This window comes from Mizugakiibacter sp. (genome assembly GCF_039680435.1).
In the GTDB taxonomy this organism is placed as follows: Bacteria; Pseudomonadota; Gammaproteobacteria; order Xanthomonadales; family Rhodanobacteraceae; genus Mizugakiibacter.
Map to the genome: position 1 here is coordinate 1 of NZ_JBDKSX010000067.1, position 11,953 is coordinate 11,953.

The window sequence follows — 11,953 nt, forward strand, 5'->3', positions numbered from 1 at the left end:
TCCCGCATAGGTAGGGTGGCGCGCGGCCGATTGCAACCGCGGCGGCGGCGCTCCGCCGGCCGCGAGGCCGCGCGACCCGCCGCCGCGGCGCCCGACGCGTCTATACTTCTTCGCGCGCCGGCCGATCCGGCGTTCTCGGGAACCATGGGAACCTCCTCACGCGGACTCGCGCGGCGCCTGCTGCGCACGCTCGGCTTCGCCGTCCTCGCCTGGGTCGCGCTGACCTGGGCGCTGGTGCTGCTGCTGCGCTACGTGCCGCCGTGGACCAGCGCGTTCATGGTCGAGCGCCGCATCGCCGCGCTGCTGCACGGCGAACACGACTTCCATTTGCGCTATCGCTGGACGCCGTGGGGAAAGATCGCACCGACGGTGCCGCTGGCGATGGTCGCCAGCGAGGACCAGAAATTCCCGTTCCACCACGGCTTCGACGTCGAGGCGATCCGCGACGCGATCGGCGAAGCCGGGGACGGCGAGCGCCTGCGCGGCGCCAGCACCATCTCGCAGCAGGTGGCGAAGAACCTGTTCCTGTGGCGCGGGCGCAGCTTCGTGCGCAAGGGCCTCGAAGCCTATTTCACCGTGCTGATCGAGGCGACCTGGCCGAAGCGGCGCATCCTCGAGGTGTACGTGAACATCGCCGAGCTGGGCGACGGCATCTACGGCGTCGGCGCCGCCAGCGAGGCGTTCTACCGCACCACGCCCGCGCGTCTCTCCGCCTGGCAGGCCGCCCTGCTCGCCTCGGTGCTGCCCAACCCCAAACGCCTGCACGCCGAGCGCCCGTCGCCCTACGTGCTGCGCCACGCCGCGTGGACGCAGCGGCAGATGGCGCAGCTCGGCTGGACGTCCTACCTGCCGCGCTGATTCAGGCCACCGCCTCGTACCAGCGCCGGCTGCGGTTCACCACCGCAACCACCGCCAGCATCACCGGCACCTCGATCAGCACGCCGACCACGGTGGCGAGCGCGGCGCCGGAGGCGAAGCCGAACAGGCTGATCGCGGCCGCCACCGCCAGCTCGAAGAAATTGCTGGCGCCGATCAGGGCGGACGGCCCGGCGACGCAGTGCGCCTCGCCCAGCCAGCGATTCAGCCCGTAGGCCAGCGTTGCGTTGAACACCACCTGCAGCGCGATCGGCACCGCCAGCAGCGCGATCACCCGCGGCTGGCGCACGATCGCCTCGCCCTGGAAGCCGAACAGCAGCACCAGCGTGGCGAGCAGCGCCACCAGCGACCACGGCTGCATGCGCCGCAACGACGCTTCCAGCGCCGCCGGCCCGCGCCGCAGCAGGCGCGCACGCAACGCCTGCGCGAGCGCCAGCGGCAGCACGATGTACAGCGTGACCGACAGCAGCAGCGTCGCCCACGGCACCCGGATCGCGGCGACGCCCAGCAACAGCGCGACGATCGGCGCGAACGCGAACACCATGACGGTATCGTTGAGCGCGACCTGGGCCAGGGTGAAGTTGGCCTCGCCGCGCACCAGCCGGCTCCACACGAACACCATCGCGGTGCACGGCGCGGCGGCCAGCAGGATCAGGCCGGCGATGTAGCTGTCGAGCTGCTCCGCCGGCAGCCAGGGCGCGAACAGGTGACGCACGAACAGCCAGCCCAGCGCCGCCATCGAGAACGGCTTGACCGCCCAGTTGACGAACAGCGTCACGCCGAAGCCGCGCCAGTGGCGGCGCACCGCGCCAAGCGCGCCGAAGTCCACGCGCATCAGCATCGGCACGATCATCACCCAGATCAGCGCGCCCACCGGCAGGTTGATCTGCGCGACCTCCAGCGCAGCGAGCGCGCGAAACGCACCGGGCGCCAGCCGGCCGAACAACACGCCGACGACAATGCACGCGGCCACCCACAGCGTCAGCCCGCGCTCGAATACGCCCAGCGCCGGGGGCGCGGAATCGGCAACGGTCGCACTCATGTGGCGGCCTCGGCGATGCGGCGCAGGGCCGCGGCCGCGACCGGACCTTCGAGGCTGGCGTCGGGCAGCGCGACCAGCAGCTCGACGCGCCGGCGCAGCAGCGTCCACGCGTCGTGGAACGCCTGCCGGCGCTGCGCCTCGTCGCCCTCGACGGCGGCGGGATCCGGCACGCCCCAGTGCGCCGCGGCCGGATGCCCCGGCCATACCGGGCAGCGCTCGCCCGCGGCGTTGTCGCAGACGGTGATGATCAGGTCCATCGGCGTCGCGGCGGCACCGGCGAACTCGTCCCAGGACTTGCTGCGCAGGCGCCCGGCCGGATAGCCGAACGCCACCGCCAGTTCCGCCGCCAGCGGCTGCACGCGCCCGCCCGGATGGCTGCCGGCGCTGTATGCGACGAAGCGGCCGCGGCCCAATACGCCGAGCAGCGCTTCGGCCATGATGCTGCGCGCCGAGTTGGCGGTGCACAGGAACAGGACGTGACGGGGATGCGTGCCCTTTGCGTTCACGCGCAACCGCCGCTGCCGCACGCCGCGACCGTGCCGACGGCCGGCGCTGCCGCAGCGCTGCCGGGCGCCGCGCAGGCCGCGCCGGGACCACAGCAAGCCGTCGCGCCCGCGGCCGGCGCTTCATGCGGCGCGTAATAGGTGGTCGCCACTCCGTGGGTCAGGAAGCTCTCCCAGCGCAAGCCCTGTGGATCTTCGGCCCAGTACTTGTCGGAGTGCGCGTAGCAGCAGGTCGTGCCGGTCTCGGCCAGCGCGACCGCGTCGGCCGCCTTCAGGCGGTCGCCGATCGCTTCCAGCTCGGCAGCGTCCTCCGCCTGCAGGCCAAGATGATCGACGCCGGGCGCGCGCTCGCGCTGCGAGATCGCGAAGTTGAGGCGCGGATCGTCCAGCATCCATTTCGCGTAGTCGCCCTTGACCACGCTGGGCGCGGCGCCAAACAGTTGTGCATAGAAGCGGATGCTGGCGTCGAGGTCGCGGACGTTGACGTGCACGTGGAAGCGTTTCATGGGCGTTTGCTCCGGGGCTTAGGCGCGCAGGTCGGCGCGGGGGCGCAGGCGCTCGCGTCGCCGGCGCAGCAGTTTTCGGTCAGGAAAGCGATCAGCGCATCCATGCGTGCGTAGTCCGCGCGGCAGACGATGGTGCGGCCGCGGCGCTCGTCGCGGACCAGGCCGGCCGCGCGCAGCACGTTGAGGTGGTTGCTCAGGGTCGCGCCGGGCAGACCCAGTCGTTCGGCGAGGCCGCCGACCGGCAGCCCGTCCGCGCCGGCCTGCACCAGCAGGCGGAACAGCGCCAACCGGCTTTCCTGGGCCAGCGCCTTCAGGATGTCGAGCGCGCTTGATGTTTTCATTGTTCCGGAATTATAGAAATACTTTCCGCCGCGTCAAGCGCGTCTCCGAGCCGAGGTTCCGCTTCCGCCGCGGCGCAGCAACGCCAGCGGCGAGGGCGCGCTAGACTGTGCCGGCCGGTCACCCAGGACCGGCGCGGGAGGGCCTCATGCGGCAGGTCAAGCATCTCCTGGAGGCGAAGGGGCGGCAGGTCTTCGCCATCGAACCGGAACGCCCGGTGCTGGACGCGGTCAAGGCGATGGCCGAGCACCGCATCGGCGCGCTGCTGGTGATGCGCGGCGGCGATCTCGCCGGCATCGTTTCCGAGCGCGATTACGCGCGCAAGGTGGTCCTGCACGGACGCGCCTCGGCCGATACGCCCGTGGCGGAGATCATGTCGGCGCCGGTGGTCACGGTCGGCCCCGAATCGACCGTCGAGGAATGCATGCGGCTGTGCACCGATCGCCGCGTGCGCCACCTGCCGGTGGTCGAGCGCGGCAAGCTGATCGGCGTGGTCTCGATCGGCGACCTGGTCAAGGCGACGATCGACGAGCAGGCCGAGCAGATCGAGCACCTGCAGCGCTACATCGCCGGCTGATCCCTGCGGCCGGCGTCGACGGGCTCGGGCGCGAGGTCGCGCGAGTGCGCCGCGCGCCAGCCGAACCAGCCCGCCAGCAACCCCGCGCCGGCGCTCAGGGCGGCCAGCACGGACAGACCGATGCCCAGCGCGCGCAGCCCGCTGAGCGCGCTGGTGATGGTCAGATCGCCGAAACGCCACACCGCGGTGTCGATGAAATTCTTGCCCTTGTAGCGCGCCTCGCGCTCGACGCGCGTGTACAGCGCGTCGCTGGCCGGCTTGAGCATGCCGTAGGTGAAACCGCGGCTGACCACCAGCATCAGCGCAAGCAGCGAGGCCGGCACCATGATCAGCCGCGGCCACGCGTCCGGCGACACCGCGATCCACGGCATCGGCAGATGCACGCCGCCGGCGCTCGCGACCCAGGTCAGCAGCAGCACGTTGATCGTGGCCCACGCCACCACGCACGCCGCCGGCCCGCGCCGCGCCAGCAGCCAGCGCGTCGGCGCCAGCTGCAGCAGCACCACCAGCGTGTTGGTGGCGAGATCGAGGTGCGCGTAGAACGCGGTGCGCGCGGCATTGCCGAGGAAATGCGCCTTGGCGTAATCGGCGACGAACGCGTAGGCCACCGTGCCGACGCCGTCCGACAACAGCATCAGCAGCGCCATGTTGCGCAGGAACGGCCGCGTCAGCACCTGGCGTACGCCCGCCAGCAGCGAGCCGCCGATCGGCGCCTCGTCCTGCGCGGCGCCGCCGGCCGCCCGCCCCGTCGGCGCGAGCGATGCACCGACCGCCGCCTGCCCGCCGACGCCCGCGGACAGCATCAGCATGCCGACCAGCCCCGCGCCCAGCAGCCCCGCCGACACCAGCAGCAACGCGGCGACGCCAATCGTCTGCACCAGCAGCGAGGTCAGCAGCGGCCCCGCGATGGCGCCGGCCGTGCCGCCGATCGCAATCAGCGGAAACAGCCGTCGCGCCCGCTCGCTGGAGCAGATGTCCGCCATCAGGCTCCAGAACAGCGACACCACGAACAGGTTGAACACGCTGACCCAGATGAAGAACGCCACGCCCAGCACGCGCGCGCCGATGCGGTCCTGCGCCGCGAACAGCGGCACGAACGCGATCAGGCAGACGATGAAGAACAGGTAGCTCCACGCCAGCAGCCGACGACGCGGCAGGCGCGCCACCAGCGCACCGAACAGCGGCGTGATCAGCAGGGTCGCGGCGAAGGTGCCGGCATAGAACATCGGCAGCGCGATCGAGCCGACCGCGCCGGCCAACTGGTCGCGCACCGGCCGGATCACGTAGTAGGCCGCCAGCACGCAGAAGAAGGCGAGGCAGGCCAGCACGAGGGCGCGCCCCTCGCCCGCACGCACGGCGAATCGCGTCATCACGCGCCCTGAGGGTCCCGCAGCCCGGAATGGGCGGCAAGACTATCATGCGGCGGGGGCCCGCCCGCGGCTGGAGCAAAGGCTCTAACGCGGGCCGCTACCGTCGCCGCAACCGAGGATCGCCCATGCTCTACGACTTCGTCATCGTCGGCGCCGGCTCCGCAGGCTGCGTGCTGGCCGAGCGCCTCAGCGCCGACCCGACCCGCCGCGTGCTGCTGGTCGAGGCCGGCCCGCGCGACTGGCACCCGTTCATCCACATGCCCGCCGGCCTGGCCAAGCTGGTGAACCGCAAGGGCGTCAACTGGGACTACGACACCGAGCCGGAGGCCAGCCTCGAAGGGCGCCGGCTGTGGTGGCCGCGCGGCAAGGTGCTGGGCGGCTCCAGCTCGATCAACGCGATGTGCTACGTGCGCGGCGTGCCGGCCGACTACGACGACTGGGCACGCCTCGCCGGCGACCCGCGCTGGGCGTGGGCGAACGTGCTGCCGTACTTCCGCCGCAGCGAGGGCAACACGCGCGGCGCCGACGCGCTGCACGGCGCCGACGGCCCGCTGACGGTATCCGACCTGCGCTACCGCAACCCGCTGTCGCAGGCGTTCATCGACGCCGCCGATGCCGCCGGCTTCGCGCGCAACGACGACTTCAACGGCGCCCGCCAGGAAGGCTTCGGCTTCTACCAGGTGACCCAGCGCAACGGCGCGCGCTGCTCGGCGGCGACCGCCTACCTCAAGCCGGCGCGCGAGCGCGCCAACCTGACCGTGCTCACCCACGCGCTGGCCGAGCGCGTCGTGCTGGACGGCACGCGCGCGGCCGGCGTCGACCTGCGCCTGCGCGGCGGCAAGCGCAAACGCGTCGAGGCCGGCGAGGTGATCCTGGCCGGCGGCGCGATCAACTCGCCGCAACTGCTGATGCTGTCCGGCATCGGCCCGGCCGACCACCTGCGCGAGCGTGGCGTCGGCGTGGCGCTGGACCTGCCCGGCGTCGGCACCAACCTGCAGGACCACCTCGACATCTGCACGCTGGTGCGCTCGACCCAGCCGATCACCTACGACCGCACCAACGACGTGGCGATCGCGCTGGAGTTCCTGCTGCGCCGCAGCGGCATCGGCACTTCCAACATCGCCGAGGCCGGCGGCTTCGTGCGCTCGCGCCACGCCGAGGACGCGCGCTGCGACCTGCAGTTCCACTTCGTGCCCGCGCAGCTCGACGACCACGGCCGCCACCGCCTGCCCGGCGACGGCTACACCGTGCACGCCTGCGCGCTGCATCCGAAGAGCCGCGGCTGCATCCGCCTCGCCAGCGCCGATCCGGCGGCGAAGGCGGCGATCCACGCCAACTACCTGGGCGACGCGGAAGGCTACGACCTGAAGATGCTGATCGAAGGCGCGAAGCTGTCGCGCGCGATCCTGGCGCAGGCGCCGTTCGCCCCGTACCGCGGCGCCGAGATCTTCCCCGGTGCCGACGCACAGGACGACGCCGCGCTGGAAGCGTTCATCCGCCGCAAGGCCGAGACCATCTACCACCCGGTCGGCACCTGCCGCATGGGCGCCGACGCCGGCGCGGTGGTCGACCCGGCGCTGCGCGTGCGCGGCATCGACGCCCTGCGCGTGGTCGACGCCGCGGTGATGCCGCGCCTGCCGACCGGCAACACCAACGCGCCGACCATCATGATCGCCGAGGTCGCGGCCGACCTGATCCTCGGCCGCGCGCAGGACACCGCCGCCAGCTAGCGTGCGCTCCGCGCACGATGCGTATCGGCGGCGTGCGCGGAGACCGCAGGATGCGGTGAGCGAAGCGCGCCGCATCATCCTCGCGGTCCGCCACGTGCGGTCAGCTCCGCTCACCGCAACCTGCGAAGCTCACCGCATCCTGGCGGCTTATGCCGTGGCCAGCAGCGGCGGCAGCGGGCAGTGCAGCGCGGCGCAGACCACGCGCAGCAGCTCCGCCTCGGCCACGTTGACCAGGCCGTCCTCGCCGATCGCGCGCGTCAGCCCGCGCACCACCAGTTCCTTGCCCTCCGGCGCCAGCCGCGCCAGCTTCGCGAGCGCGGCGTCCAGCGCCGGCCGCCAGTCGTCCGGGTAGGCGAACAGCGGATTCGCATCGGGCAGCGCCTCGTGCATCGCCAGCAGGAACGCGCGCCGCGCCGCCGCATCGTCGTCGTGGCCGTAGCGCGCCACCAGCGCGCACAGGTCACGCAGCTCCGCCGCGCAATCGGCGAGGCGCAGGCTGCCCGGCACGAAGCCGCGGCTCGGGTCGAGCGCGGCAACGACCTGCAGGCGCACCAGCGTTGCCAGGCAATACTCGTCCAGCTCGACGCGACCGTCGGCGTTGACCAGCGCGGCCAGCGCGGCGAGGAAGCGCTGCAGCTCGGGACGCGGCCGCCGCCGCAGCGCCGGAAACGCCAGTTGCGCCAGCGGCAGGCGCAGCAGCGGATGCAGCGCGGCGACGCCCTCGGCGAGCGCGCGCGCCGCGTCGGCAGCCGCCGCGCCGAACGCCCGCGCGATCGCTTCGCGCTGGCGCATGCGGGTGTCGGCGTCGCCGCCCAGCGCCAGCGCGAACACCAGCGCAGGCGCGCTCTGCGGGTCGCGCGCCTGCGCGCGCAGCGCGTCCGGGATCTGCGCGTGCAGCGCTGCCGCGGTGCGGAAATCGTCGGCGCCCGGGCGGCCGACCTGCGCGGCGACGCCGCGCGCGTCCAGGCCGACGGCGCCGGTCGCCACCGGCAGCGCGCCGGGCGGGACGACTGCGGCGGTCGTCGCGCCCGCCGGCGCGAAGCCCGAGATCGAGGCCTGCGGCGCATCCGCGTCGGCGGCGCGCACCGGCTGCTGCCAGGCGCGCGCGATGCGCGCGATTTCGGCATCGCCGAAGCCCGGCTCGAGCGCGCGGATGCGCGCCAGCAGCGGCGGATGCGTTGCGAACAGCGCGGACAGGCCGACGCCGTCGCCGAACAGCATGTGCGCCACCTCCTCGCGCTGCGCGCTGGCCAGTTGCGAGCCCTCGGCCAGCGCGGCGATCTTCTTCAGCGCGCCGGCGATGCCGCCGGTCTGCCGCGTGAACTGCACCGCCGAGGCGTCGGCGAGGCATTCGCGCGAGCGCGACACCGCGGCCTGGATCAGCCGGCCGAAGAAGAAGCCGACGTAGCCGATCACCAGGATCGCCAGCCCGAAGGCGACCAGCGCGCCGGCGCCGCGCCCGCGCGTGCGGCCGCTGCCGGCGAGGATCTTGCGTCCGGCGACGCCGAGCACGAGGATGCCGAACAGCAGGCCGATCAGGCGCACGTTCAGGCGCATGTCGCCGTTCAGCACGTGGCTGAACTCGTGCGCGACCACGCCCTGCAGCTCGTCGCGGGTCAGCTTGTCGAGCGCGCCTTGGGTGACGCACACCGCGGCGTCCGCGGGCGTGTAGCCGGCGGCGAAGGCATTGATGCCGGCCTCGTCCTCGAGCACGTACAGCTCGGGCACCGGCACGCCGGAGGCGATCGCCACCTCTTCGACCACGTTGCGCAGCCGCTTCCACGCGAAGTCGCCGGTGTCGGCCGGCACCGGCGTGGCGCCCAGCCCGCGCGCGACCGCACCGCCGCCGCCGGCGAGGCTGGCGACGCGCCATGCCGAGGCCAGCGCGATCACCGCCGCCGTCACCAGGCTGATGCCCAACAACACCAGCGGATCGACGCGATCGGCGTGGCGGCCGATGCCGAACAGCCCGACCAGCACCGCATCGACGGCGGCGACGATGGCGAGCACGGCCAGCGCGAACAGCACGACCAGGCGCCGGCTGGCGCGGCGCGCGCGCTCCTGCTCCGCGAAGAAGTTCATCGGTGGTTCCCCCGACCCCGGCCGAGCCGGGGCGATCCCGTCATCGCGTTCAGCCGAACGCCACCTTCGGCGCCGCACGCTTGGCGGCATCCTCGATCGGCAGCGGCTCCGCCGCCTGGAAGCCGAAGCGCCCGGCGATCAGCGAGCCGGGGAACATCTCGCGCCGGTTGTTGTAGTTCATCACGCCGTCGTTGTAGGCCTGGCGCGCGAAGGCGACGCGGTTCTCGGTGGAGGCCAGTTCCTCCGAGAGCTGCATCATGTTCTGGTTGGCCTTGAGGTCCGGATACGCTTCGCTGAGCGCGAACAGGCGGCCCAGCGCCTGGGTGACCTGGTTGTCGGCGCCGGCCAGCTGCTGCATCGCCTGCGCGTCGCCGGGCTGGGCCTTGGCGCCGGCCAGGCCGGACACCGCGGCATTGCGCGCCTGCACCACCGCTTCGAGGGTTTCGCGCTCGTGCTTCATGTAGCCCCTGGCGGTCTCGACCAGGTTCGGGATCAGGTCGTAGCGCCGGGTCAGCTGCACGTCGATCTGCGCGAATGCGTTCTTGTAACCGTTGCGCGCGGCGACCAGCCCGTTGTAGAGCCCGACGATGTACAAGACAATGCCGACCAGAACCACCATCAGCACAATCGTGGTCATGCCAAAATCCTCCTTTTCGCAGCGCCCCTTCGCGCCGCGCCCGTCCGAGCATAGCAGTCCGCTTGCCCGTGCGTTCCTCGCCGCACTGCTCGCCTGCGGCGCGTGCGCGGCCACCGGCAGCGCGCACGCGCGCGACCGGGCCACGCCGGTGGTCGGCAACGATCCCGGGGCGACCGCGCTGCCCGCGGCGCGCGTCGACGCGGCGATCGCCGACTACGGCCGCTGGCTGGATCGGATCGAGGCGAGCGGCCAGGTGTCCGGCCTCGCCACCGCGGTGGTGATCAACGACAAGGTGCGCTTCGAGCGCACGCTCGGCTACGCCAACGCGCGCAGCGGCGAGAAGGTCGGGCCGAACACCGTATTCCGCATCGCGTCGCTGTCGAAGGCGTTCGCCACCGCGCTGACCGGGCTGCTGGTGCGCGACGGCGTGTTCAGTTGGGACACCCGCCTGTCCGACGTGCTGCCGTTCTTCAAGCTGAAGGACGCGCAGGCGTCCGAGCAGGCCACCGTGCGCGACATCCTCGCCCAGCGCCTCGGCCTGCCGCGCAACACCTACGACCGCATGCTCGAGGACGACGTGCCCTATGCCCAGCTGGTGCGCCGCCTCGACGAGGTCGACATGGCCTGCGGCGTCGGCAGTTGCTACGGCTACCAGAACGTCGCCTTCAGCCTGATCGGCGACGTCGTCTACGCCGAGACCGGCGATTTCTTCTACCACCAGGTCGAGAAGCGCGTGTTCCTGCCGCTCGGCATGCGCACCGCCACCTACGGGCGCGAGTCGCTGGAGGCGAGCAAGAGCTGGGCGCATCCGCACCGGCGCATCCGCGACGGCTGGGCGCCGTTCGAGCCGAAGGACAACTTCTACGTGCCGCCGGCCGCCGGCGTCAACGCCAGCCTGCACGACATGGAGCAGTGGCTGATCGCGCAGATGGGCGGGCGCCCGGACGTGCTGCCGGCCAGCGTGCTGGATGTGCTGCACGCGCCGGTGATCGTCACGCCCAGCGAGCGCGTCGCCACGCCGTGGCGGCGGGCGCGCCTGAAGCACGCCGACTACGCGCTCGGCTGGCGCGTCTACGACTACGCCGGCGAGACGCTGGTGTTCCATGCCGGCGCGGTGCAGGGCTATCGCGCGATGATCGGGTTCTTCCCGAAATACCACGCCGGCGCGGTGGTCATGTGGAACTGCGAGTGCGCGGCGCCCTCGGGGCTGATGCCGATGCTGCTGGACAAGATGCTGGGTCTGCCGTACATGGACTGGGCCGGACTGGACCGCCCGGCGTCGCGCGACGCCCCGGCGCCGCGCAACGCCTCGAAGCGCAAGCGCCGGTACTGACCGCGCAGCGCGCGCATCGCAGTGGGGGAACGGCATGCTGATCGCCGAACGGCTGCTGCTGCTGTGTCTCGACCCGGTCCACGGCACGCTGCGCAGCGAGCGGCCGGACACGCCCTTCGGCGCGCTGTGCGCCGCCGCATTGCTGATCGAGCTGCAGGTCCATGGGCGCCTGCGCTATGCGCGCGACATGCTGCGCGCGGAGGCTCCGCTGCCGACCGCGCACCCGCTGCTGGCCGCCGCGCTGCGCGCGCTGGGCACCGCGCCGCAACCGGCCGCGGAAGCAGTGCGCCTGGTCGAGCATGCGCTGCGGCCGCTGCCGCGACGCCTGCTCGACACGCTGGCGCGCGGCGACCTGGTGCACCGCGTCGCGCGCGTGCCCGGACTGCCCTTCCTCGGCGTGCGCCACCCGCTGCGTTCGGTGCAGGCGCACAACGCCGCCGTGCACGCGCTGCGCGAGGCCGCGCGCGCGCCGCACGACGTCGCCGCACTCGGACTGCTGCTCGGCGCCGACCTGGTCGGCGTGATGGTGCGTTGCCTCGACGCCGTCGCGCACGCGCGCGCCAGCGCGGCGCTGCTGGCGCTGGAACGCCTGCCTGCGGATGCGCCGGAAGGCCTTGCGACCCTCGCGGCGCTGCGGCGCACGCTGCTGGACGCCTGAACGCGCGGGCGCGTCGCTCGCGCGCGGCAAATCAGCCGTTGCCCAGCTTGAACTCGATGCGCTGGCGCAACGTGGCGTCGGTCGGTACGCCGTTGCGCAATGCCGGCTGGAAGCGCCACTGGCGCACCGCTTCCAGCGCGGCGCGGTCGAACAGCCGGCGCGGCTGCGAATTCAGCACCTTCGCGTCGACCACCGTGCCCTGGCTGGTCACCATGAACTCGACGTCCACCCAGCCCTGGGTGCCGGCGCGCGCCGCCTCCTGCGGGTACTGCGGCGGCACCTGGCGCGTCACCTGCGGCT

The 11,953-nt window shown here is 72.7% G+C and carries 13 protein-coding genes; 5 read left to right on the top strand and 8 right to left on the bottom strand.

The annotated features are described in order from the left end of the window. Positions 1-144 precede the first annotated feature (144 nt). Positions 145-858, top strand: coding sequence for a monofunctional biosynthetic peptidoglycan transglycosylase (mtgA, locus tag ABFC67_RS07200; protein WP_346737313.1), 714 nt, complete (start codon positions 145-147; stop codon positions 856-858). A 1-nt stretch (position 859) separates the two neighbouring features. Here mtgA and arsB read toward each other — a convergent pair whose 3' ends face one another. From arsB to ABFC67_RS07220, 4 genes are read right to left on the bottom strand one after another with little or no spacing between them, the layout of a single operon-like run. After that, complete coding sequence (arsB, locus tag ABFC67_RS07205) at positions 860-1,918, bottom strand: ACR3 family arsenite efflux transporter (RefSeq protein ID WP_346737315.1); 1,059 nt, start codon at positions 1,916-1,918, stop codon at positions 860-862. Continuing rightward, the gene (locus ABFC67_RS07210; protein WP_346737317.1) at positions 1,915-2,424 is read right to left on the bottom strand and encodes an arsenate reductase ArsC; all 510 of its coding nucleotides are present in this window, start codon (positions 2,422-2,424) and stop codon (positions 1,915-1,917) included. Before ABFC67_RS07210 ends, arsB begins: the two co-directional genes overlap by 4 nt. Then, complete coding sequence (locus ABFC67_RS07215; protein WP_346737318.1) at positions 2,421-2,927, bottom strand: ArsI/CadI family heavy metal resistance metalloenzyme; 507 nt, start codon at positions 2,925-2,927, stop codon at positions 2,421-2,423. Before ABFC67_RS07215 ends, ABFC67_RS07210 begins: the two co-directional genes overlap by 4 nt. Then, positions 2,924-3,268 carry a metalloregulator ArsR/SmtB family transcription factor gene (locus tag ABFC67_RS07220; protein WP_346737319.1) on the bottom strand — a complete coding sequence of 115 codons (345 nt, stop codon included), beginning with the start codon at positions 3,266-3,268 and terminating at the stop codon, positions 2,924-2,926. Before ABFC67_RS07220 ends, ABFC67_RS07215 begins: the two co-directional genes overlap by 4 nt. 146 nt (positions 3,269-3,414) lie before the next feature. Between ABFC67_RS07220 and ABFC67_RS07225 the strand changes: the two genes are divergently transcribed. Next, positions 3,415-3,843: a CBS domain-containing protein gene (locus tag ABFC67_RS07225; protein WP_346737320.1), complete on the top strand. Its 429-nt coding sequence runs from the start codon at positions 3,415-3,417 to the stop codon at positions 3,841-3,843. Here ABFC67_RS07225 and ABFC67_RS07230 read toward each other — a convergent pair. Next, complete coding sequence (locus ABFC67_RS07230) at positions 3,828-5,213, bottom strand: translocase (protein ID WP_346737321.1); 1,386 nt, start codon at positions 5,211-5,213, stop codon at positions 3,828-3,830. The genes ABFC67_RS07225 and ABFC67_RS07230 overlap by 16 nt on opposite strands. 125 nt (positions 5,214-5,338) lie before the next feature. Between ABFC67_RS07230 and ABFC67_RS07235 the strand changes: the two genes are divergently transcribed. Then, positions 5,339-6,943, top strand: coding sequence for a choline dehydrogenase (locus tag ABFC67_RS07235; RefSeq protein WP_346737322.1), 1,605 nt, complete (start codon positions 5,339-5,341; stop codon positions 6,941-6,943). 147 nt (positions 6,944-7,090) lie between these two features. On the opposite strand, the gene ABFC67_RS07240 is transcribed toward ABFC67_RS07235, so the two are convergent. Both ABFC67_RS07240 and ABFC67_RS07245 read right to left on the bottom strand, forming a co-directional pair. Next, complete coding sequence (locus tag ABFC67_RS07240) at positions 7,091-9,025, bottom strand: M48 family metallopeptidase (RefSeq protein WP_346737323.1); 1,935 nt, start codon at positions 9,023-9,025, stop codon at positions 7,091-7,093. Between the two features lie 49 nt (positions 9,026-9,074). Then, positions 9,075-9,662 (bottom strand): LemA family protein, encoded by a 588-nt coding sequence (locus ABFC67_RS07245; protein ID WP_346737324.1) that lies wholly within the window; start codon positions 9,660-9,662, stop codon positions 9,075-9,077. On the opposite strand from ABFC67_RS07245, the gene ABFC67_RS07250 reads away from it, so the two are divergent. Both ABFC67_RS07250 and ABFC67_RS07255 read left to right on the top strand, forming a co-directional pair. Further along, entirely contained in the window at positions 9,661-10,995 is a 1,335-nt protein-coding gene (locus tag ABFC67_RS07250) for a serine hydrolase domain-containing protein (protein ID WP_346737325.1), read from the top strand. The two genes, ABFC67_RS07245 and ABFC67_RS07250, sit on opposite strands and share 2 nt — an antisense overlap. Positions 10,996-11,029: 34 nt before the next feature. Further along, entirely contained in the window at positions 11,030-11,653 is a 624-nt protein-coding gene (locus ABFC67_RS07255; protein WP_346737326.1) for a GPP34 family phosphoprotein, read from the top strand. 31 nt (positions 11,654-11,684) lie between these two features. Here the strand turns inward: ABFC67_RS07255 and ABFC67_RS07260 are convergent. Further along, positions 11,685-11,953: energy transducer TonB (locus tag ABFC67_RS07260; protein ID WP_346737327.1), on the bottom strand; the 269-nt coding region annotated here is incomplete at its 5' end.